The sequence below is a fragment of the Colwellia echini genome (genome assembly GCF_002843355.2).
Classification (GTDB): Bacteria; Pseudomonadota; Gammaproteobacteria; order Enterobacterales; family Alteromonadaceae; genus Colwellia; species Colwellia echini.
In genome coordinates this window covers 126,864-148,645 of the sequence record NZ_PJAI02000002.1, presented here as the reverse complement: position 1 = coordinate 148,645, position 21,782 = coordinate 126,864, and the positions used below count along the sequence as shown (strand labels likewise).

Genomic DNA, 21,782 nt, shown 5'->3' with positions numbered 1-21,782 from the left:
ACTATTACTTAAATTAGAGCATGAATATGGACTTTATCTGGATACTTTTTGCCTTTACTTGCGGTTTAGCTGCAAAAACAGTTTCACTTCCCCCGTCAATTGGTTTTCTTGCTGCTGGTTTTATTTTAAATATGGCTGGTTACCAAGCAGATGATAGCTTAACTTTATTAAGTAACCTGGGAATTACCTTGATGCTATTTACAGTAGGCTTAAAGCTTAATGTAAAAAACTTATTTCAAAACGAAGTATGGCTTGGTTGTACATTGCATACTTTAGTATGGATAGTACTTACTATTAGTTTTATAAAATTTTTGGCGTTATTTTCGGTTAATTACTTTACCAGTTTAGATTTAATGACTTCAGCATTAATCGCCTTTGCCTTGAGTTTTAGTAGTACAGTATGTGTTATTAAACTATTGGAAGAAAATGGTGAAATGCGTACACGCCATGGACGATTAGCGGTTAGTATTTTAGTTATTCAAGACATTATCGCGGTTGCATTTTTAGTAGTAGCAACGGGTAAAACGCCGTCTATTTGGGCATTTTCTTTGCTTGGTTTATTCTTAATTAAACCCTTAATTAATAAATTAATTAATCATGTTGGTCATGGTGAACTACTTCCTTTAACTGGTTTTTTCATCGCTTTAGGCAGTTATGAATTATTTGAGTTAGTTAATATCAAAGGTGATTTAGGGGCCTTATTGGTAGGTATGTTTTTAGCCTCTCATATAAAGGCCACGGAAATTAATAAAGCGTTAATGAGCTTTAAAGATATATTTTTAATAGGCTTCTTCTTGTCTATTGGTTTTACAGCAATTCCTACATTTGAAATGTTAGGCTTGTCGGTGTTGCTACTATTATTAATTCCAATAAAGTTTGTACTGTTTTTTGGCATATTCAGCTTGTTAAAAGTACGCTGTCGTAGTGCATTTCTTAGCGCAATATCGTTAAGTAATTATAGTGAATTTGGTTTAATTGTTGGTGCTTTAAGCGTTACTGCAGGTTGGTTAAGTAATGAATGGTTAGTAATCCTTGCGTTAAGTGTCGCCATATCGTTTATATTTACCAATATTACTTACCAATTTGCACATAATCTTTTTGCTAAACACAGACAGTTTTTATCGCGCTTTGAGCGTAAAGATAAACTTGCTGAAGACAACTTTAGTCAACCTAGCCAGCGACCAATTGTTATTGTAGGTATGGGTCGAGTGGGTAAAGGTGCTTACCATGCGATTAATAGTCATAGTAATAACCCTGCGTGGGGTTTAGATGCAGATAAAGATAAGACAATATTATTAGCCGAACAAGGAATTGAGGCTTACTATGGCGATGCCGAAGATATTCATTTTTGGGAGAGTATTGATCTAAGCAAAATTGAACTCGTATTACTTGCCATGCCATCGGTTATTGATGCCATTACTATCACCACTCAATTACGTGCCGCAAATTATCAAGGTAAAATTGCTGCAGTAGCACGTTATGATGATGAGCGGGTACAACTTGAAGAATTTGGTATTGATAAAGTATTTAACTTTTATACTGAAGTTGGGGTTGGTTTCGCCGAGGAAAGTTTAGCCTTATTACCTCACCACTCAGCTAAACCAATTACGATCTAACCTGATATTATTGTATAAAGTGCTTATCCAGAGCTGAGGTTAAATAACCTTAGCTCTGGATATGCATTGTGCGATAAAACCTTGGTTATTTGGTTGTGGGTAGCCTGTTCAAAGACTGTGAAAAACTATCGACAAAAATACATTCCCCTGTTTATAACTTGCTAAATCAATTGTGTAATAACAATTAAATACCTACCTAAATGATTGAATATACTTAACAATAAAAAAGTTAAATAAAAATTAGCAATTTTTAAAATAGTCACTACACTTAGTAACACAATCGTAACATTGTTGATTTATTATTGTTCAATTGTAAAGGTGAGTTGATACCCTTTTGTTTATATTCGTTGTAGTCTGTTTGTTTGTTTTTAGTTTTTTTTAGTTATCTAGTTTTACTTTTATAAGAAATTTTATCGGATAATTTACTTAAAAAATACTCGAAAATTTATATTAGTGATCTAGTCATAATTAATTAGCGCACGGCTCGCACCCCTGAGCCATTTTTTTAGCCCAAACGTTTGTTTGGGCTTTTTTTTGATTGGTATTAGGGTATGTAGAAGTTAACTTCCTGACGTTGGTTCAGTTGATTAACGTCAACGCCTAAGAAAATAGCTAATAAAAGATAGTAATCGCTCGGTTATAGTTTAAACAAGCGGTTAAAGTTATCACTTGAAAGCTTTGCTATTTCTTCCACAGATTGCCCTCTAATACTTGCTAAATGTTTAGCGACTTCCACCACATAAGCAGGTTGGTTTTCTTTCCCTCGATATGGAACTGGAGCTAAATATGGAGAATCTGTTTCGATTAAGAATTTATCATCTGGTACTAAAGCTGCGACCTCTCTTAACGCTGTTGCATTTTTAAACGTTACTATCCCAGAGAAAGAGATATAAAAGCCCAACTCAATGGCTTGTTTTGCCATTTCCCATGTTTCGGTAAAACAATGTAGTATTCCACCAACCTCTGCTGCACCTTCGCTGCGTAGTAGTGCTAAAGTATCTTCCTGCGCTTCTCTGGTATGAATAATCAAAGGTTTTTTTAATTGTTTTGCAACCTTAATATGTTTTTTAAAAGAGTCTAATTGCAGCGCTTTAGTCTCTGGTGCGTAATGATAGTCCAAGCCAGTTTCGCCTATAGCGATCACGCGATCATTATCACTTAACGCTAATAGTTGCTCAGGTATTATCGCATCTTCTTGATTTAACGGATGTGCGCCACAGGTAAGTAATACATTGGCATAATGAGCGGTTTGCTCCGCCATTCTAGGAAAATCAGCTAAGGTTACACTGACACAAAGTAGTTTATCAACTTTAGCATCTGCTGCAGCCTGTATAACATTATTTAAGTTATTATCATGTAGAGATAAGTTAAGTCTATCTAGGTGGCAATGAGAATCTATAAACAACGAGAAGCTCCTGGGCTTTGAATGAATTATAAAGAAGTTTAATTTTTAAAGATAAATACAGTTATTAATGACATTCAGCTACATGGTTAATGTTGGCTCAGAAGAGTTTAAGTGTCGAGCAAGTATTTGTTCCATTTGATGGCGTATTTTTTCAGGATCTTTAACAAACATAACCCCTATACCTGGTGGCGTACCATTTTGTGCACCTGCTGGGGTTAGCCAAGACACTTCACCATAAACAATTGAGTCTTCAAGGGCATCGGGCAACAAAATATGCAATTCAACTTCATCACCTAAATCATATTGACGTGGAGTTCTTACAAAAACACCACCTTCTTTAAGAAATGGCATAAAGGCAAGATATAAATCACGCTCGGTATGAAACTCTACATTTAATGGTATCAAAGTTGCTCTCCTAAGTTTTCAACGGTAATGACTTATCGAATATTATTCAACGATAACAATGCAAATGGTTTAAATGTTTAATTTTATGGCTTAACGATGTTATTTATCATCATAAGTAGCTGTTCACCAACAAATTGTCTATTCGCTTGACTGTACAATTTTAGCAGTTTATTACTTTTGATGATAGTTTGATATATTTGATTAAGCACATCAATTGTTATTCTTTGCTCAACTGCCTCATCGGATAATTCATTGTCCTCAATGAGATAATGTTGTCTGATCAGATTAACAATTATTTTTTCTAACCAACGTATCCCGTGCTTATTATCAATCAACTGAGCTAGTAATTTTTCCTCAGCTACCCCTGTATATAAATAATCTAGTAAAGTTTGGTTAAATACGGTAAAAACGTTAAATACTTCATTATCTGTAAGCTCTGGTAATTGTGAAATATTAACGAAAGCATGCGCACTGGTATTGCCTTGCTCAATAGGTTGAGTTGCTAAACTATTTGTATTTAAGCCCTTGAGTTGAGATAACAAAGCCTCCCCCACTTTAGGACGAATTGAAAACACCGCACAACGACTTACAATTGTCGGCAATAAACTTTCAAGATCTTCAGCGATCAATACGATATAACTATTGTCACTCGGCTCTTCAAGTGTTTTTAATAACGCATTCGCTGCAGCAACTGTCATTGCCTGAGCTTGTGGAATTAATATAGTTTTAACTTTACCAAGTTGTGCCGTTTTTTCTAAAAAAGCATTACCACGACGAATATCGTCTACACCCAAGGTTTTGTTTTCACTAGTTAATAATAGGTGATCAGGATAATTACCCGTTTTTCTTAATAAACAGGTTTTACATTGCTCGCAGGCCTCACTTATATAACTAGGCCCACCACTTTCTGCGAAGCTTGAATCAATAAACTGAGTAGGTTTTTGACATATTAACAAGTCTATCAACCATTGTCCTAACACCTCGTTACCTGAGCCTGCAACACCTTGAATTATCAGTGCATGTGCTAATGTACCCTGTTGGTATTGTTGACTCAACTGGCGTTGTTTTTCGCGACAAATTTGCAACATAGTTATTAATTTTCGTTTGTTTGGGCGATAAAAGCTAATATGGATTTTTCTATATCCTGATGCACCCGCACCATAGTTTTCGTGGCATCAAGAGTAATAATAGTTTGATCTTGTGCTGCTAACTCACGATATTTATTATGAACTCGAACAAAAAAGTCCATTTGCTCTAGCTCTATACGATCTAAATCACCTCGTGCTTTTGCGCGAGATAACCCAATATGTGGATCTATATCTAAGTAGAGGGTTAAATCGGGAGCAAAGCCTTTTAGTGTTATTTCACGAATGGTATTCATCGTATTTTCGTCAAAGCCTCGTCCACCACCTTGATAAGCACGAGAACTTAGATCATGTCTATCACCAATGACCCACTTACCTGCTGCCAACGCCGGTAGTATTTTATTGGCCAGTAATTGACTACGACTTGCGTACATTAGTAATAATTCGGTTTCTACGGTAAGCTTTTCGTCATGACTGACCGATTTTACCATGTCACGTAATGATTCAGCTAACGGTGTACCGCCTGGCTCTCGAGTATTAATGTAATCGATACCTTGCTCGGTGAGGATTTTCTCAATAATGGTAATTGCGGAGGATTTGCCTGCGCCTTCCATTCCTTCAATGACTATAAATTTCCCTGTATAGCTTTTAGACCCTGTAGACATAGTTAAACTTTAACCTTTAGACGATTTATTTGATGAGTGAAACATTAAAATGAATACGCTATTTACGTTAGCCTACTGACACTTTATTTGTTCATTAATTTTTGTTGTTTTAAGTAATCTCTCACCGCGCGGTTATGTTCACTTAGTGTTTTACTAAAAACATGCTTTCCATTACCGCCACTAACAAAATAAAAATAATCTGTTGTTGCAGGGTTTAATGTTGCTTTGATAGCCGATAATCCAACCATGGCAATAGGTGTAGGTGGTAAACCATTTATGCGGTATGTATTATACGCTGTTTTTTCTCGTAAATGTGCACTAGTTATATCGCCCTGATATCGTTCACCTAAACCATAAATAACAGTTGGATCAGTTTGCAGGCGCATTCTTTTGTTTAAACGGTTCATAAAAACTGAAGAGATAATGGGTTGTTCCGCAATATAACTGGTTTCTTTTTCAATAATGGAAGCCATTATCAGTGCTTGATAAGGGGTTTTATATGGTAAGTTATCAGCCCGATTTTGCCATGCGTTATTTAGCTGCACTTCCATATTATTATATGCACGTTTAAGTATTGTTATATCTGTTGTTCCAGCAGTAAATGCATACGTATCTGGAAATAACCACCCTTCTGGGTTTTCAGTGTCAATGCCTAACTTTGTTGCTATTTGACTAACAGAATCACTGTGAATAGTTTGTTTAATATACGGATGCATTGCAAGTATCGCTAAGGCATCTTTAAAGCGTGTACCTTCAATCAAAGTCACCGAAAATTGGTGTTCTTTACCGTTAACAAGTTGCATTAATAACTGTGCTAACGTGGTTCCCTTCGCTACAGAGTACATACCTGCTTTAATCTTTGCTTTTTCAGGAAATATACGACCATAACCTTTCAACCAAAGTGGCGTTGAAATCCATTTTTTCTGAACTAAAAGGGTTGCCAAAGTACCTATGGAGCTACCTGACTTTATATGAATAAAACTACTTTCGCTCATAGCCAAAGGTTGGTTCAGTGCTTTATCTAATTGATAAGTAATTGTTCCAAGTGAAGCTATCAATATGAGTAAAGTAATGAGGATAAGTTTTTTTAACACGCACGTTCCTTTCGCAGAAAATAAGAAATCAAAATATATGACGCTAGATAAGGCCTTGCATTTGTTGTTGAAGCATAACCACCGGAGTATGGGTTAACTGATGATTATTATACGTTTTAACGGGTATTATGCCCATTAATGCATTACAAATAAACATGCTTTGCGCTTGTTCAAGCTCCTCAAGTTGTGTTTTACGAATATTGATCTGAGGATTATGAGTGATAATAGTTTGTCTGATGATACCATCAACACCCGAGGTTAAAAGCTCAGGGGTACATAATTGTCCATCAAGGTAATAAAAGAAATTTGAGCTTATTGCTTCAATTACGTATCCGTAAGCATTAGTAACAATCAAGTCATCTTCATGGCGATCATCAACTTCCGCTTTTAATAATACTTGTTCAAGCCTATTAAGATGCTTAAGGCCACAAAGCATTGTACTTGTTGAAAGCTGTTGCTTGCTAATGCCTAAAGTTATTCCTGCTTTCGCCATTTGGTTATAATGATGAGGAAAATCACTGATCACAATAATTATATTTGTGTCGTTATTATCTAGCCCTAATCTTGAATACCCTCGCCCCCCGCTGCCTGCGGTGATCATTACTTTTAAAACCGCTTTTGTATAACCTTGAGCAACACTTTTTAATTGCTCTGTTAAATTAACATGATTTGGCAAGTGTATTTTAAGCTTATAACAACCCTCAATTAAGCGCTCAATATGTTTTTCTAATAAAACGATTTTTCCCTGTTCAATTTTAGCGGTAGTAAAAATACCATCACCGTAAGCAAGACCTCTATCGAGAATTGCTATTTCAGTTTGTTGTTGACCATTTACAGAGCAATAATTCATTTAAGATCGCTATATAATATTAATAAGTTAAAGTTAATAATATAAAAAAGCCTGAAGACTGCTTTATATGAAGCTAGTATTCAGGCTTATTCTGACTTTTTCAAGTCATTTAGTAACTTACTATTTAGAAACTTACTATTAAATTGATTAACTGCCGGTAGCTAACTACATTAAACTTTTTTAAAGATTAATGAGCCGTTAGTGCCACCAAAGCCAAATGAGTTACATAATACATAATCAAGTTCAACATCCCGCGCTGAACCCGCAATATAATCTAAATCACAACCTTCGCCAGGATTATCTAAATTGATAGTTGGCGGTACTTGGTTATTCATTAATGCTTGAATACTAAATATAGCTTCTATTGAACCCGCTGCACCTAATAAATGACCTGTCATTGACTTAGTTGATCCCATAAGTACATTATAAGCTTGTGCACCAAAAACTGATTTAACCGCGTTAGTTTCAGCAATATCACCCGCATTAGTTGAAGTGCCGTGTGCATTGATATAACCAATATTGTTAATATCTACTTTCGCATCATTGATGGCATTTTGCATGGCGCGTGCCGCACCATCACCATTTTCTGGTGGTGAAGTCATATGGTAAGCGTCGCCGCTCATACCAAATCCGACAAGCTCAGCATAAATTTTAGCACCACGTGCTTTTGCGTGTTCATATTCTTCAACAACAATTACACCTGCACCATCACCAAGTACAAAGCCATCTCGGTCTTTGTCCCATGGACGAGAAGCAGCTTGTGGATCATCATTACGACGAGACAAAGCTCGTGCTGCGCCAAAACCCCCCATACCTAAAGTTGTTGAGGCTTTTTCAGCGCCACCCGCAACCATTGCATCAGCATCACCGTATGCAATCATTCGCGCTGCGTGACCAATATTGTGTACACCACTCGTACAAGCAGTAGTAATGGCAATATTAGGACCTTGTAAACCACACATAATTGATAAATGACCAGCAATCATATTTATGATGGTTGAAGGTACAAAAAAAGGTGATAATTTACGAGGACTCCCTGTGTTCAACAATTTGGTATGATTTTCTTCAATCAAACCCAAACCGCCAATACCTGAGCCTATAGCAACACCGATACGCGGTGCATTTTGTTCAGTAACTTCAAGACCAGAGTCATTAAACGCTTGAACACCCGCAGCAATACCATACTGAATAAAAAGATCCATTTTCTTGGCTTCTTTTCGTTCCATATAGTTTTGCGCATCAAAGTCTTTAACTAAACCTGCAAATTTGGTTGGATAATCTGTCGTATCAAAATGATCAATATTACCTATGCCACTTTTACCAAGTAGCAAGTTTTGCCATGTTTCTTCTGCGGTGTTGGCTAATGGGCTAATCATCCCCATACCAGTAACTACTACACGTCTCATAACAGCACGGTCTCCGAAAATTTAATTGTATGCGCTAATACATACCTAATATACATTAAGATGCAATCTCTAGAATAGATAACGAGAGGGTCTTCAATCAGGTAATATTGTCATCTTAAACATAAAAAAAAAGCGGTCACTTGTAATAAAGTATACCGCTTTTATTATTTTTTTAAGTTCGATTACTCAAACTTATTTAACAATTACTGGTTAGCAGTAACGTAATCAATAGCTGCTTGAACAGTTGTGATTTTTTCTGCTTCTTCGTCAGGAATTTCAGTATCAAATTCTTCTTCTAACGCCATAACTAATTCAACTGTATCTAGTGAGTCAGCACCTAAATCATCAACGAAAGATGAATCAATTTTAACTTCTGCTTCACTAACACCAAGCTGTTCAACTGTGATTTTTTTTACGCGTTCTTCGATATTACTCATTTTATTTCCTTTACTGAAAGTACAGTTTTTCAAATTGCGTGTAGTGTATTCGTCAAAAGCCTGCCATGCAAGCATCTAATTCACTTTTTTAAACTGGTCGAACCTGTTTCGCTATTGAAAAATATGATTAAAAAACAATGTAAGCCTTAAAAATAGAGGCTTACACCATATACATACCACCATTCACATGGATAGTTTCACCGGTAACATAAGCTGCCGCATCAGAAGCTAAAAACGCCACTGTGCTCGCAATTTCTTCAGGTTTGCCTAAACGGTTAGCTGGAACTTGAGAAAAAATCCCTTCTTTTTGTTCATCTGTAAGCGTTTGTGTCATGTCTGTGTCAATAAAACCTGGAGCAACGGTATTTACCGTAATACCACGAGAAGCTACTTCACGGGCTAAGGCTTTAGTAAAACCTAATAAACCAGCTTTAGCGGTTGCATAGTTTACTTGACCTGCATTACCCATAGTACCAACAACTGAGCCGATATTGATGATGCGACCAGTACGCTTTTTCATCATAGGACGAATAGCAGCTTTGCTCACTTTGAAAACAGACGTTAAGTTAGTTTCAATAATATCATGCCATTCTTCATCTTTCATGCGCATGAATAAGTTATCACGGGTAATACCTGCATTATTAACTAAAATATCAATCGAGCCATAGGTATCTTTAATTGCAGTAAACATATCAGCAATTGATTCGTCGTTTGTTACATTAAGTACTAAGCCCATGCCCTGGCCATTATCAGCGGTCAAGTATTCTGAAATTTTTGCAGCACCATTTTCTGATGTCGCAGTACCAATAACAGTTGCACCAAGTGTTTGTAATTGAGTCGCTATTGCTTTACCAATACCACGGCTTGCGCCTGTCACTAGTGCGATCTTACCTTCTAAAGAAAACATATTATTCCCTACTATTTTTATTGTATTTACGATGATGTTTTATAGTGAACTCTTACCAACTGTAAATTGATACACTTCATTAATGAATAAGCATCTATTTACAATAGAAGAAACTATTTAACCTGAACTCGGGATAATGAATATGTATAACCTAATAATATCAATTAGTTATTGTTACACCTCTACAATAGTTTTAATTATTCGTAGTTCAAGGCGAGAAAACGAAGCCAATAACTGGTTATTGGGAGTTTTCACAACGCAGAAATACGCATAATTAGCGCTGTTGTAGCATTTTGCTTATCCCGAATTCAGGTTATTTAATAAACATAATCTAACTATTAATTAACTCTTTGGTTGCTTGTAATGACTCTGTAGTATTAAAACTAATACTATTCAATGATTTATCAATACGTTTGTTTAACCCTTGTAAAACTTTACCAGGTCCTACTTCAACAACTTTATCTATACCATCAGCAGCCAATTGAGTGATAGTTTCACTCCAACGAACTGGTGAATATAACTGTTTTACTAACGCTGATTTTATTGCTTCTGCGGTAGTTTCATTCGCTACATCTACATTATTAATTACATCAATTAATGGTTCATTAAAAGTAATACTTTCTAATTCAACAGCCAATTTAGTTGCTGCATCACTCATTAATGCACAATGTGATGGTACACTTACCGGTAATGGTAAAACACGTTTAGCGCCTGCAGCTTTACAAAGCTCACCCGCACGCTCTACTGCTTCTTTGTGTCCGGCAATAACAACTTGACCTGGTGAATTAAAGTTTACTGCTGAGACCACTTGTGTTTGTTCTGCAGCTTTACACGCACTGATAATATCATTATCGGCTAAGCCAATTACCGCAGCCATAGCACCAACACCTGCAGGAACACAGCTTTGCATAAATTCACCACGTTTTTCAACTAACACTACAGCATCAGTCAAAGATATAACCCCCGCACATACTAATGCTGAATATTCGCCTAAACTGTGTCCTGCCATAACATCAGGAATTACATCAGATTCAGCCTGCCAAACACGCCATAAAGCGACACTCGCAGTTAATAATGCAGGTTGTGTGAAGTTTGTTTGATTTAATTTTTCTGCTGGACCTTGTGCAACCAATTGCCATAAATCATAACCTAATGCTTTTGACGATTCTGCAAAAGTTGCTTGTACAATACTATTTTCTGCAAAGTCACTGAGCATGGCAACAGTTTGTGAACCTTGACCTGGAAAAACGAATGCTAATTTATGTTGCATATTAATACTCTATCTAAGTTTTTGTTAAGTTATATTAATTGTATATTCGTGAACTATTCGTAAAATTTTGTGTACTTTCCGTAAGGATTTGTACTTTTAAGGTTTTCATTTTATAACGTTGATGAGCGGTTAGAAAACCCATATTCTATTGATGCTTTGATTTTTTCTGGCACTTGCCTTTCAACTTCTTTAATTGCTTCTTCAATCGCGGCTAAAAATGCTGTTGCGTTGGCATTACCATGGCTTTTAACAACAATACCGCGTAATCCGATCAAACTTGCGCCATTATATTGATCAGGGTTCATTGTTTTAAACAGCTTTTTAAAGCTCGGTTTTATTAATGAACCAAATAATTTTGCTAATAAACTTGCACTAAATGCAGTTTTAGATTTTTGATAAACTAATCTTGCAACGCCTTCACAGGTTTTTAATGCCACATTACCAACAAAACCATCACAAACAATTACATCGGCTTTATTTGAAAAAATATCACATCCTTCAATGAAGCCTATGTAGTTAATATCTTTATCTTCACTCAGCTCAACCGCTGCGAGTTTTATATGGTCGCTGCCTTTGATATCTTCTTCGCCCATATTAAGCAATGCAATTCTTGGTTTCTCTATGCCATCGACCTGCTCAGCCATAACAGAGCCCATGACACCAAACTGATATAACACATGTGAGTCACAAAAAACATTGGCCCCCAAATCAAGCATAAAAACATGTTTATTGTTATCATGAGTTGGTAATGATGAGATAAGTGCTGGTCGCTCGACTCCTTGAATATTTTTGAGAACAAAGTGAGCTAATGAAAGTAAAGCTCCTGTGTTACCGGCACTTACACAAGCTTGTGCTTGGCCTTCATGAACAAGGTCAAGTGCTTTACGCATTGATGAATCTTTTTTATTACGAAGTGCGACAATAGGCTTATCCGACATGAGAACAACTTGGCTTGTCGGGTAAATAGTTAACTGTTTGTGATCAGCTAATTTATCTTTGGGAATTTTTAAACGGGCAAGAATATTTGTAATGATGGATTCATCACCACAAAGAATTAAATGCAACTCAGGCTGTTTTTTAATAGCCATTATTGCTGCAGATATAGTTATAAAGGGGCCATTATCGCCCCCCATAACATCTAACGCGATGGTCAGATCACTATTTAAGCTCAAACGAGGTAAGCCTAAACTATTTTACAATAACGAAGTAATCGCTTATTTAGCGATTACTTTAACGCCTTTGTAAAAGCCATCAGCAGTTACGTGGTGACGACGGTGCGTTTCACCAGATACTGGGTCTACTGATAAGTTTTCTACTGTTAATGCATCATGTGAACGGCGCATGCCACGTCTTGAACGAGACTTTTTGCTTTTTTGAACTGCCATGAGTTACTCCTAAATCGGTTATAAGTTAAAATGCTATATGCTTATTAACTATTTAAATTGTTTTAATACATCAAATGGGTTTGGTTTTTCAACTTCCTCTGGCAACTCACCCCAAACTGAATCAGCATCAGCTGAACAATCTTTGATTTCATGCCGAGGGATTAATGGAATCATAAGAATTAACTCTTCTTCCACTAATTCACGTAAGTTTACTTCGCCATTTTCATCTAATTCGACTACGTCATAATATGACGGAATTTTCTCAGCAGCTTCCTCATTTTTAGCAGGACTAAAAGTAAAGTCTACTTCTAGTAACTGATCAAAATTATCGTTGCAACGCTGACAAGTTAATGCAACTAATGTCGAACCTGTACCAGACATTACTGTCAGACCACGTTCATCAACATCAAACTTAACACTAACTTGAACATGTTCGCTTCTGCTTTCGCATTCAGCAAGCAGTCGAGTCATATCCGACAATTTAAACACACCTTCACACACGAGTCTGCGTTGTGCGCTACGGGATGGATTAATTGTTATTGGAAGTTTAAGATTCTGCATAAGGCGCGCATAATATAGCCCCTAAGGGCAAGTGTCAAAAGAAAATTGCACTATTTTGCGTAAAAGCACAAGATAGGCTGTATATAAGCAATTATTGTATAATAATTGATTATTTCTCTCTCAATTACTGGCAAAATAACGCTGCGTGCACATTATAACTGCTGACAATACTTTTTAAAAGATCATTAATAGATCAAATATGATCATACATATAAGGATAACTATGAAAACCTTAGTTCTTGGTTCAACCTCTCCATTTCGAAAAACAATTTTAGAAAAGCTAAAACTTCCTTTTGAATGTGCCAAACCAAATATTGATGAAACTGAAAAATTGGGTGAAACACCGCAAGCATTAGTAGAGCGTCTTGCTATAGAAAAATCCAAAGCGGTTACCGCCTTATTTCCTAACGCATTAATTATAGGCTCAGATCAAGTTGCAGTATGTGAGGGCGAAATTTTAGGTAAACCACATAATTTTGAAAACGGCGTTATACAACTTACTAAGTTTAGCGGTAAAAGTATTACCTTTTATACTGGTCTATGTGTTTATGACAGTGCAACAGATAAAGCGGTTTCATTAGTTGAGCCTTTTATAGTGCATTTTAATCATTTAAGTTTAACGGAAATAGAAAATTACCTTAAAGCTGAACAACCCTACAATTGTGCAGGTAGCTTTAAAAGTGAAGGTTTAGGTATTTGTTTATTTAAAAAACTTGAAGGCGATGATCCGAATACACTCATTGGATTACCATTAATTAAGTTGGTTGGCTTGTTAAAAGAGCAAGGTGTAGATGTTCTGGCTGAACAAAAACAAGTCAGTTAATATAACTGTTGTCATTAAAAACTCCGCTGTGATTGATAACCTGCGGAGTTTTGGTTATTTTACATAAGCGCTAAAATTGCGGTAGTAATAGCTGCTCTAATTCAAACATAGAATTAACTATTGCCACCGGCTGGTAATTATTTAATATCGTTTCATCATGCACACCAAGAGTAATACCAATGCTGTCTACTCCCGCAGCTTGTGCCATTGCCATATCATAACTGGTATCGCCAATCATGACTGCGTGCTTTGGATTAATATTTAGCTCAGCTAATAAGCTTATTAACATATCAGGATCGGGCTTAGAATTAGCTTCGTCTGCAGTACGTGAGGCATGAAAAAAATGTGCCGTTTGTGTTGCTTTGAATACCCGCTCTAAACCTGGTCGAGACTTTCCCGTAGCAACAGCAACCAATCTATTATTTTCATTAAGCTTAGTAAGTAACGACAATGCATTGTCAAATAACGGTGCAGGTGTACTGTCACATTCAAGATATTCATGTCGGTAACGATTAAATACCTCCGTTATTTTTGGTGAACTTGCCTCAGGAAATAACAATTCAAAAGCTTGTGGGAAACTTAAGCCTATTATTCCTTTTACTTGCTCTATAGATGGTATAGTCAAAAGACAATGTTTAGCTGCAGCTTGCATTGATGAAACAATACGGTCAATGGAATCCATTAGAGTACCGTCCCAATCAAAAATAACTAACTTATAGTTAGCAAGTTTACTATTTAAGTTTAACGACTTTTCTATATTTCTTGGTTTTACAACACTATCAATTAGTAATGTATCAGTGTGATTAGCCATAACCAGCTACTCTTTAACTAACTTTGATAATAATGACTCTAAACTCGCCTCTAATGGTGCTTCAATTTTGATACGCTGTTCAGTAAGTGGGTGAGTAAACTCAATACTTGCTGCATGTAAAAAAAGTCTTTTAAGACCTTTGCTTTTCATTTGCATATCAAAATCTTCATGGCCGTATTTTGCGTCCATAGCAATAGAGTGTCCGCTAGTTTGACAATGCACACGGATTTGGTGCGTTCTTCCTGTTACAGGAAAAGCCCTTACCAAGGTTGCACCGCGAAAACGCTCTAACACTTTAAAACGTGTTTCTGATTCTTTACCGTTTTGATTATCAACAATAACAACACGCTCACCTGATTTTAAATCATTTTTCTTTAAAGCCGCTGTAACGCGGGTTAATTTATCAGGCCAGTGCCCTTTTACTAGTGCATGATAAAATTTTTGAACATGTTTATCACGAAATTGCTCATGTAAGTGACGTAAAGCGGAACGTTTTTTGGCTACGACTAAACAGCCTGACGTATCCCGGTCTAAGCGATGTACCAACTCTAACATTCTTGCTTCTGGTCTTAATGCACGCAGAGCTTCAATTAAACCGAAGCTTAATCCACTACCGCCATGAACCGCCATACCAGAGGGTTTATTAATAATGATCAAACGATCATCTTCAAATAATATTTGTTTTTCTAAATTGGCAACAACCGCAAGTCCAGTTGAAACATTATCTTTTTGTTCAGAAATACGTATTGGTGCAACCCGTATTTCATCATTAAGTGCTAATTTATAAACAGGTTTGATGCGTTTTTTATTAACGCGTATTTCCCCTTTACGCATTAAACGATAAAGATGACTTTTGGGTACACCTTTAAGTGTACGTAACAAGAAATTATCAATACGCTGACCCGCATCCTCAATGTCAACCGTAATATAACGAACTTGTGGCTTTTCTTGCTCAACTGCTTCAGCATTAACTACAGGCTTTGGCTTTTCAGTTGTAACCACGCCTTTTTTGACTGTTTTATCAGCGGCAATATTCACTTTAGCTTGCCCTTGAGAGTGACGATGTTGGGTTTTTAATTTAATTTTTGGCACGTGTTTGGCTTTTCTAGTATTAATTTCTTTCATAACCGCAGTTTAACACACTTTATTTAACGAATAATGCAATTAACTTGCTTTTTAATTGGCTAAATTTTAAAGATAGTGGGATAATATCAAGGTTATTAGTTGATATTTAACACTACCTACCTATTCTTCTAGCTTTAAAAAGCTTTAAAATAGTTGTGTTCTAGTATTAAAAAAGTCGAATTAACTATCCAAACAAGACTACTCAACGTAACAATATTTACCCTAGAAGCTTTAAAGAGAGACGTAAGAGGCAAATTGCGGCCACATCATTATGCGAAATTTAATTTTGTTAACTTACAACTAAAATGGTTGTGAACAAAATACAAAAGACATATTGATAGTACGGCCTATTGCATTTATTGACACAGTAAATTATCACCATTGATATTTACCCGTTGTAGCTTGTCATAAACGCATAAACAGTTTTAACTTTTGATCTATTATTACAATTTATCGAACAGTTATTTAGTCCAGCACCATAAAGCAATTATTATTAAATAATACCTAAGCTAATGCTTCGGTATGTTGCACAGCACACAGGCTGAGCACATAAAGAAATATATCTTCATTGCCCTATTCAACAAGGCAATGATATAAAAACAATCAGAATTTATAACAGCTTAGCTTGGTTTTATGACAGGTTAACCATGACAACCGTGAGGTTGACATAATGCTGTTACCAGAAAAACAGATTGCTTTGTGTCCTAAGCAAATGGTGTGTTGTGACTTTATATGAGTCAAACAAACTATGAAACGTATGTTAATTAACGCTACCCAATCAGAAGAATTGCGTGTAGCACTAGTAGACGGCCAAAAACTTTACGATTTAGACATTGAAAGTCCTGGTCACGAACAAAAAAAATCGAACATTTATAAAGCAAAAATCACCCGTATCGAACCTTCTTTAGAAGCAGCTTTCGTTGATTACGGTGCTGATCGTCATGGTTTCTTACCAATGAAAGAAATCGGTCGCGAATATTTCCCTAAAGGTTACACATTCCAAGGTCGCCCTAACATTAAAGAAGTGTTACACGAAGGCCAAGAAGTTATAGTACAGATTGATAAAGAAGAGCGCGGCCAAAAAGGTGCTGCACTAACAACTTTCATCAGTCTAGCGGGTAGCTACTTAGTTTTAATGCCAAATAATCCTCGTGCAGGTGGTATTTCACGTCGTATTGAAGGTGATGAACGCACTGATTTAAAAGCATCTTTAAGCAAGCTAGACTTACCTAAAGGCATGGGCTTAATTGTTCGTACTGCCGGTGTTGGTAAAGATTACGACGAATTAGAATGGGATTTAAGTGTACTTTTACATCACTGGAAAGCAATTAGTGAAGCCGCTGAAAGCCGCCCTGCTCCATTCTTAATACATCAAGAAACCAATCTTATTTTACGCGCTATTCGTGACTATTTACGTCGCGATATTGGTGAAGTGTTAATTGACCGTCCTAAAACCTTTGAAAGTGTTAAAAAACACATTGAAGTAGTACGTCCTGACTTCTTAAGTAAAATAAAGCTATATACTAGTGACGTACCTTTATTTACTCATTATCAAATAGAAACTCAAATAGAAACAGCCTTCCAACGTGAAGTACGCTTACCTTCTGGTGGCTCAATTGTTATTGATCCAACAGAAGCAATGACCTCAATAGATATTAACTCGGCACGTGCTACTAAAGGCAGTGACATTGAAGAAACGGCTTTTAATACTAATTTAGAAGCGGCTGAAGAAATTGCCCGCCAACTACGCTTACGTGACCTAGGTGGCTTAGTGGTTATCGATTTTATCGATATGACACCTGTACGTCATCAACGTGAAGTTGAAAACAGAATGCGTGATTCAGTTCATCAAGATAGAGCACGTATTCAACTAGGTAAAATTTCACGTTTTGGTTTATTAGAAATGTCTCGTCAACGTTTACGCCCATCAATTGGTGAAACAAGCCAAGGTGTATGTCCGCGTTGTAGCGGTACAGGACAAGTACGTGGTGTTGAATCTCTTGCTCTATCTGTATTACGTTTAATGGAAGAAGAAGCCATTAAAGACAATACATTATATGTACAAGCACAAGTTCCAGTGCCCGTTGCTACTTATTTATTAAATGAAAAACGTCGTTCTGTTATGCACGTTGAAAAACATCATAATGTTAGAGTTTTGATTATTCCTAACCCGCATATGGATACACCACAATATGAAGTTGTGCGCGTTAAAAATGACGATACTATGGTAGAAGCAAGTTATGAAGTACCGGTAAAACAAGCTGAACTTGAAGAAGCTAAAATGCCGAAATTTGATAAAAGTGTAGCTAAAGCCGATGAACCTTTAATTCAAGGCATGACAGCACCAACACGTACACCTAAACCAGAAGCTACTACGGTTAAAGCTGATGCTCCAGTTGTAACTAAAACTAAATCAACTGGATTTTTTGGCTGGTTAAAGAGTCTTTTTGTTACTGAAGAGGTTGTTGAGATAAAACAACCAGCTAAAGTACAAAAGCCTCGTCAAACACAAGAACGTCGTGGTAATCAACAAGCTAAACGTCGCAATAATCGTGGTGGCAACCGTAACCGTAATGATCGTAACGATGAATCTACTAATCGTTCTGCGGCTAAAGAAAGTGAAGCAAAAGTTAGCCGCCCTGCTCGTACAGAAGATGCGAACAAACCAAAGAGACAGCCTCGTAAAAATGACAACGCTAATAAAGAAACCGTTGTTAAAGAAGAGAAAGTTGCAACTGTTCGTCGTCAACGCAGAACGAACCGCAAAAAAATAAGAGTAGAAAAAGCAGAGACTGCTAAAGAAAAAACTGAAAAGCTAATAGCTGCTCCTGCTACAAATGAAGAAGTAAAAGTAAAAGCAGAAGTAACCGTTAATGCACCTGCAGAAGATGGTGCTAATAACGAAGATAAACCACGTAACAGACGCTCTCCAAGACACCTAAGAGCGAATGGTCAACGTCGACGTCGCAACAATACCGATACCGATTCAACTCAAACTGAACAATCATCTAATGATGATCATAAAGGAACTGACTCTGTAGAGGCTCGTTACCCAGAGAAAGATAACGAAATTAATCAAGCTAAATCCTCTAACACACAAGCTGAGAAAGTAGAAGTTTCGAATGTTGTTGAAAAAACATCAATTGAAAGTTCTAAAGTTGAAGCCACTGTCGTTGAAAAACGAGTTGTAGCAAGTTCAGCTACTACGGAAGAAGTTACGACCGAAACAGTAAAAGCAGCGCAAACGGCACCTACAGAAGCTAAAATAGCTTCGCCAATTGAAGCACCTGTTGTTAAAGAAGTAGTACCAACAGCTAACAATGAAATTGTAGAAGAAGTATCTATAACTGAAACCGCTGAAGCAGCAACTAAAGAAATTCAACAAGAGTTACCTTTAGAATCAAATGATGTGGTTGTTGATGAGACAACAGCTCCTGTAGAAAAAGTAACGCCTGTTGCAGTAAAAGCTGAAACAACAATAAAAGCAGTTGAAGGTTCGCAAATAAGTGAACAAACGGTTACTTCTGAAGAGGTAACAGCTTCTATTGAAGATGATAAGGTTGAAGCTCCTGTAGCCGAGAAAAAATCACCTCGAGTAAAGAAAGCAACACCATCAACGAATAAAGCGGCACCAAAAGACAAAAAGTTAGCAAGACAAGTTAAGAAAGCTAACCGTTTATCTGGACATGCCACTGCACCAATGACGCGAACGGAAACTATTACTACAATGCATGAATTACCTACAAGCTTCATGGCCGATATTGATAGACCTAGCCATCAATCGTCAGGTAAAACAGCTATTATTTCAGACGTTGTTAACCGTAGTAGTGCTCCTGCAACTAAAGTTCAGTAGTTCCAACACTTAAATTTAAAAACCAGTTATAATTTTATAGCTGGTTTTTTTTGCCCATATAAATATTTATTAGAAAATTATTATTTAAATTAAAGTATTATACCAATTGAAATAATAAACCAACCATCTTCAAATGATCTAAATAATCAATTTCTACGTTGCGCTAAATCTCATAGCCACCTATAACTCAATCACGCGCTTTGAACTTGACTATTTATCCTCATTAAATTCTGCTCTATTCTTTAATTCATTTGGTATTTTACCAATTCCATTAATTAGATGACCTATTTTATACCAAGGGAAAATGGTCACATATTTAATCGGGCTAGTATTATTATTGTTGTAAAATAATCAGTTATGTATAGAATGATTTAGTCTTGTTTTTAATTGAATGACAATAGACTTAACTTAATATTAACAAAAAACTTGACTGTTAGCCTGTGCTAGCGTTAAATTGTTATTAGTAGAAGACTAATTCTTAATAGAGTAAACCAGTCTTAGACAGATCATTATTGTTACCTAGATTGTTCTTTGCTATAACTTAACTTATAACTCAAATTATAACGATGGAAGTTGGAAAGTAACAACAAAGTAACTGAAATATAAGAGAGTAGTATTATTATGAAAAAATGGTTTTTTTCAGACAACGGTCAAGTAACGGGTCCTTTCGGATTAGAAGAGTCAAACGATTTAATTGCAAAAAATCCTGACTTATATGCATGGCACCCTGCTTATACTCATTGGGTACCGGTAAGCTGTATTGGTGAATTTAACACCTCAATTACACCACCTCCTCCACCAATCGAAATCCCAAGCGGTTTAATCGATGAATTAGTAGGTGAAGAAAAAGAATTAATCACCACATTAGATCGTATTGATAAAACAATTAAGATCACTTCTGATTCTTTATATGAAATTGATACCGAGTTAGAAAAATACGGTAAAACAGCCCATAATCTAACAGAACAAGTTAAAGTAGTTGTTAAACAAATTGAAGAGCAATATGCCTCTTTACAAAAGAACCTAGCTGATGCGATGAAAACTGATTATTAAACGCACAGTATTAATTAATATAAAATTCCGCGTTAATCACATTAATGATAAAAACGAACGTTAACCGATAAGAGTATTTACGATGAAAAAATGGTTTTTTTCAAATAATGGTAAAGTTACAGCTCCATTAAACCTTGATGAAGCTAAAGATTATTTAGCCGAAAATCCAGAAGTTTATGGATGGCACCCATCTTTTACTCAGTGGAAGCCTGTCTGTTGTATAAGTGAGTTTGCTAGTATATTACCTCCTACAGAGCAATCTCCACTAATTCCTAAAGAGATTTCGGATAAATTCTTAGCTAAGCAACAACGATTAGAAGCTAAACTTACTTCGATTGATGATAGTATCAACAACAGTCAAACTTCCCTTGATAAGTTTGATAATCAAATTGAAGCTTATAAAGATCTGACTAAAAATCTTAATGATGACGTTAAAGGCGCTATTGATAATATTGAAAGAAAATATAACAGTATCAGACGTAAATTAGCACAAGTTAAAGAAGCAGTTAGTATTGCTGAAAAAGAAATGAGCGTCGTTGTAGATGAATTTGATACAAGAATGAGCACAAATGATATATTCATGCCCTCTTGCAACCAAAGCGCAGTAACTCAAAGCAACGTTAATCAAGAGCGCTCTGATCGTGCTCAAGCTAGTAAAGCTAAATTAGCACAGGAAAAATTAGCAACACCACATAAACGTGTTGAAGTTGTTGCTGATAATACCGCTGTTAATAACAATGAATCGATGAAGAAAACAGCCGGACCATCACTACAAGAAGAAACTGCGACGAAAGAAAGCTTTGGCATGAAAAGCATGATGAAGTCTGTATTTAAAGGTGATAGTAAAGTAGATAAAGTTGAAGAAGTTAAAAAAGGTAAAGAAGAACCTTTATCAATGGCAGAACGTCTAAAAATGGCACAGAACAACCATTAATACTTATTAAGAATCAGTACGTTATGTTATAAAAACAATATAAGTTTTTAAGCCTCACATACATAATTTCACAAGCAAAAAAGCCAGTTAACAGCTG

General features: G+C 36.1%; 20 protein-coding genes. 5 read left to right on the top strand and 15 right to left on the bottom strand.

Going from position 1 to position 21,782, the window contains the following annotated elements; genetic code table 11:
- The first annotated feature begins 26 nt into the window (after nucleotides 1-26).
- Complete coding sequence (locus CWS31_RS03160; RefSeq protein ID WP_101343857.1) at nucleotides 27-1,616, top strand: cation:proton antiporter family protein; 1,590 nt, start codon at nucleotides 27-29, stop codon at nucleotides 1,614-1,616.
- A gap of 637 nt (nucleotides 1,617-2,253) precedes the next feature.
- On the opposite strand, the gene CWS31_RS03155 is transcribed toward CWS31_RS03160, so the two are convergent.
- The 13 genes from CWS31_RS03155 to yceD form a co-directional block, all read right to left on the bottom strand.
- On the bottom strand, nucleotides 2,254-3,021 hold the full coding sequence (locus CWS31_RS03155; protein ID WP_101343856.1) for a TatD family hydrolase: 768 nt from the start codon (nucleotides 3,019-3,021) through the stop codon (nucleotides 2,254-2,256).
- Nucleotides 3,022-3,099: 78 nt separating this feature from the next.
- Complete coding sequence (locus CWS31_RS03150; RefSeq protein ID WP_101343855.1) at nucleotides 3,100-3,426, bottom strand: PilZ domain-containing protein; 327 nt, start codon at nucleotides 3,424-3,426, stop codon at nucleotides 3,100-3,102.
- An 83-nt stretch (nucleotides 3,427-3,509) separates the two neighbouring features.
- Complete coding sequence (locus CWS31_RS03145) at nucleotides 3,510-4,514, bottom strand: hypothetical protein (protein ID WP_101343854.1); 1,005 nt, start codon at nucleotides 4,512-4,514, stop codon at nucleotides 3,510-3,512.
- Between the two features lie 5 nt (nucleotides 4,515-4,519).
- Nucleotides 4,520-5,176, bottom strand: coding sequence for a dTMP kinase (gene tmk, locus CWS31_RS03140; protein ID WP_101343853.1), 657 nt, complete (start codon nucleotides 5,174-5,176; stop codon nucleotides 4,520-4,522).
- Between the two features lie 83 nt (nucleotides 5,177-5,259).
- The gene (mltG, locus tag CWS31_RS03135) at nucleotides 5,260-6,270 is read right to left on the bottom strand and encodes an endolytic transglycosylase MltG (RefSeq protein WP_101343852.1); all 1,011 of its coding nucleotides are present in this window, start codon (nucleotides 6,268-6,270) and stop codon (nucleotides 5,260-5,262) included.
- Nucleotides 6,271-6,313: 43 nt separating this feature from the next.
- On the bottom strand, nucleotides 6,314-7,120 hold the full coding sequence (gene pabC / locus CWS31_RS03130) for an aminodeoxychorismate lyase (RefSeq protein ID WP_101343851.1): 807 nt from the start codon (nucleotides 7,118-7,120) through the stop codon (nucleotides 6,314-6,316).
- 170 nt (nucleotides 7,121-7,290) lie between these two features.
- The gene (gene fabF / locus CWS31_RS03125) at nucleotides 7,291-8,526 is read right to left on the bottom strand and encodes a beta-ketoacyl-ACP synthase II (RefSeq protein ID WP_101343850.1); all 1,236 of its coding nucleotides are present in this window, start codon (nucleotides 8,524-8,526) and stop codon (nucleotides 7,291-7,293) included.
- Nucleotides 8,527-8,729: 203 nt separating this feature from the next.
- Nucleotides 8,730-8,963: an acyl carrier protein gene (acpP, locus tag CWS31_RS03120; protein ID WP_011043112.1), complete on the bottom strand. Its 234-nt coding sequence runs from the start codon at nucleotides 8,961-8,963 to the stop codon at nucleotides 8,730-8,732.
- A 160-nt stretch (nucleotides 8,964-9,123) separates the two neighbouring features.
- Entirely contained in the window at nucleotides 9,124-9,870 is a 747-nt protein-coding gene (gene fabG / locus CWS31_RS03115) for a 3-oxoacyl-ACP reductase FabG (RefSeq protein WP_101343849.1), read from the bottom strand.
- Nucleotides 9,871-10,201: 331 nt separating this feature from the next.
- Nucleotides 10,202-11,140: an ACP S-malonyltransferase gene (fabD, locus tag CWS31_RS03110; protein ID WP_101343848.1), complete on the bottom strand. Its 939-nt coding sequence runs from the start codon at nucleotides 11,138-11,140 to the stop codon at nucleotides 10,202-10,204.
- Between the two features lie 110 nt (nucleotides 11,141-11,250).
- Nucleotides 11,251-12,312: a phosphate acyltransferase PlsX gene (plsX, locus tag CWS31_RS03105; RefSeq protein ID WP_101343847.1), complete on the bottom strand. Its 1,062-nt coding sequence runs from the start codon at nucleotides 12,310-12,312 to the stop codon at nucleotides 11,251-11,253.
- Between the two features lie 42 nt (nucleotides 12,313-12,354).
- Nucleotides 12,355-12,525, bottom strand: a complete 171-nt coding sequence (gene rpmF, locus CWS31_RS03100) for a 50S ribosomal protein L32 (protein ID WP_033094454.1) — start codon at nucleotides 12,523-12,525, stop codon at nucleotides 12,355-12,357.
- A 48-nt stretch (nucleotides 12,526-12,573) separates the two neighbouring features.
- Nucleotides 12,574-13,086: a 23S rRNA accumulation protein YceD gene (gene yceD, locus CWS31_RS03095; protein ID WP_101343846.1), complete on the bottom strand. Its 513-nt coding sequence runs from the start codon at nucleotides 13,084-13,086 to the stop codon at nucleotides 12,574-12,576.
- A gap of 223 nt (nucleotides 13,087-13,309) precedes the next feature.
- On the opposite strand from yceD, the gene CWS31_RS03090 reads away from it, so the two are divergent.
- Complete coding sequence (locus CWS31_RS03090) at nucleotides 13,310-13,909, top strand: Maf family protein (RefSeq protein WP_101343845.1); 600 nt, start codon at nucleotides 13,310-13,312, stop codon at nucleotides 13,907-13,909.
- Nucleotides 13,910-13,979: 70 nt separating this feature from the next.
- On the opposite strand, the gene CWS31_RS03085 is transcribed toward CWS31_RS03090, so the two are convergent.
- A complete protein-coding gene (locus CWS31_RS03085) occupies nucleotides 13,980-14,720 on the bottom strand; it encodes an HAD-IA family hydrolase (protein ID WP_101343844.1) in 741 nt (246 codons plus the stop codon).
- Between the two features lie 6 nt (nucleotides 14,721-14,726).
- Nucleotides 14,727-15,845: a 23S rRNA pseudouridine(955/2504/2580) synthase RluC gene (gene rluC / locus CWS31_RS03080; protein ID WP_246143316.1), complete on the bottom strand. Its 1,119-nt coding sequence runs from the start codon at nucleotides 15,843-15,845 to the stop codon at nucleotides 14,727-14,729.
- A gap of 748 nt (nucleotides 15,846-16,593) precedes the next feature.
- Between rluC and rne the strand changes: the two genes are divergently transcribed.
- From rne to CWS31_RS03065, 3 genes are all read left to right on the top strand, one after another.
- A complete protein-coding gene (gene rne, locus CWS31_RS03075) occupies nucleotides 16,594-19,698 on the top strand; it encodes a ribonuclease E (protein WP_101343843.1) in 3,105 nt (1,034 codons plus the stop codon).
- Nucleotides 19,699-20,319: 621 nt separating this feature from the next.
- A complete protein-coding gene (locus CWS31_RS03070) occupies nucleotides 20,320-20,751 on the top strand; it encodes a DUF4339 domain-containing protein (RefSeq protein WP_101343842.1) in 432 nt (143 codons plus the stop codon).
- A gap of 82 nt (nucleotides 20,752-20,833) precedes the next feature.
- Complete coding sequence (locus CWS31_RS03065; RefSeq protein WP_101343841.1) at nucleotides 20,834-21,685, top strand: DUF4339 domain-containing protein; 852 nt, start codon at nucleotides 20,834-20,836, stop codon at nucleotides 21,683-21,685.
- Nucleotides 21,686-21,782 lie beyond the last annotated feature (97 nt).

Bases quoted from the DNA above. Each gene is read 5' to 3' on its own strand.
- CWS31_RS03160 (WP_101343857.1), top strand. From the start codon at position 27: ATGGACTTTATCTGGATACTTTTTGCCTTTACTTGCGGTTTAGCTGCA.
- CWS31_RS03145 (WP_101343854.1), bottom strand. From the start codon at position 4,514: ATGTTGCAAATTTGTCGCGAAAAACAACGCCAGTTGAGTCAACAATAC.
- tmk (WP_101343853.1), bottom strand. From the start codon at position 5,176: ATGTCTACAGGGTCTAAAAGCTATACAGGGAAATTTATAGTCATTGAA.
- pabC (WP_101343851.1), bottom strand. From the start codon at position 7,120: ATGAATTATTGCTCTGTAAATGGTCAACAACAAACTGAAATAGCAATT.
- fabF (WP_101343850.1), bottom strand. From the start codon at position 8,526: ATGAGACGTGTAGTAGTTACTGGTATGGGGATGATTAGCCCATTAGCC.
- acpP (WP_011043112.1), bottom strand. From the start codon at position 8,963: ATGAGTAATATCGAAGAACGCGTAAAAAAAATCACAGTTGAACAGCTT.
- fabG (WP_101343849.1), bottom strand. From the start codon at position 9,870: ATGTTTTCTTTAGAAGGTAAGATCGCACTAGTGACAGGCGCAAGCCGT.
- fabD (WP_101343848.1), bottom strand. From the start codon at position 11,140: ATGCAACATAAATTAGCATTCGTTTTTCCAGGTCAAGGTTCACAAACT.
- rpmF (WP_033094454.1), bottom strand. From the start codon at position 12,525: ATGGCAGTTCAAAAAAGCAAAAAGTCTCGTTCAAGACGTGGCATGCGC.
- yceD (WP_101343846.1), bottom strand. From the start codon at position 13,086: ATGCAGAATCTTAAACTTCCAATAACAATTAATCCATCCCGTAGCGCA.
- CWS31_RS03090 (WP_101343845.1), top strand. From the start codon at position 13,310: ATGAAAACCTTAGTTCTTGGTTCAACCTCTCCATTTCGAAAAACAATT.
- CWS31_RS03085 (WP_101343844.1), bottom strand. From the start codon at position 14,720: ATGGCTAATCACACTGATACATTACTAATTGATAGTGTTGTAAAACCA.
- rluC (WP_246143316.1), bottom strand. From the start codon at position 15,845: ATGAAAGAAATTAATACTAGAAAAGCCAAACACGTGCCAAAAATTAAA.
- rne (WP_101343843.1), top strand. From the start codon at position 16,594: ATGAAACGTATGTTAATTAACGCTACCCAATCAGAAGAATTGCGTGTA.
- CWS31_RS03070 (WP_101343842.1), top strand. From the start codon at position 20,320: ATGAAAAAATGGTTTTTTTCAGACAACGGTCAAGTAACGGGTCCTTTC.
- CWS31_RS03065 (WP_101343841.1), top strand. From the start codon at position 20,834: ATGAAAAAATGGTTTTTTTCAAATAATGGTAAAGTTACAGCTCCATTA.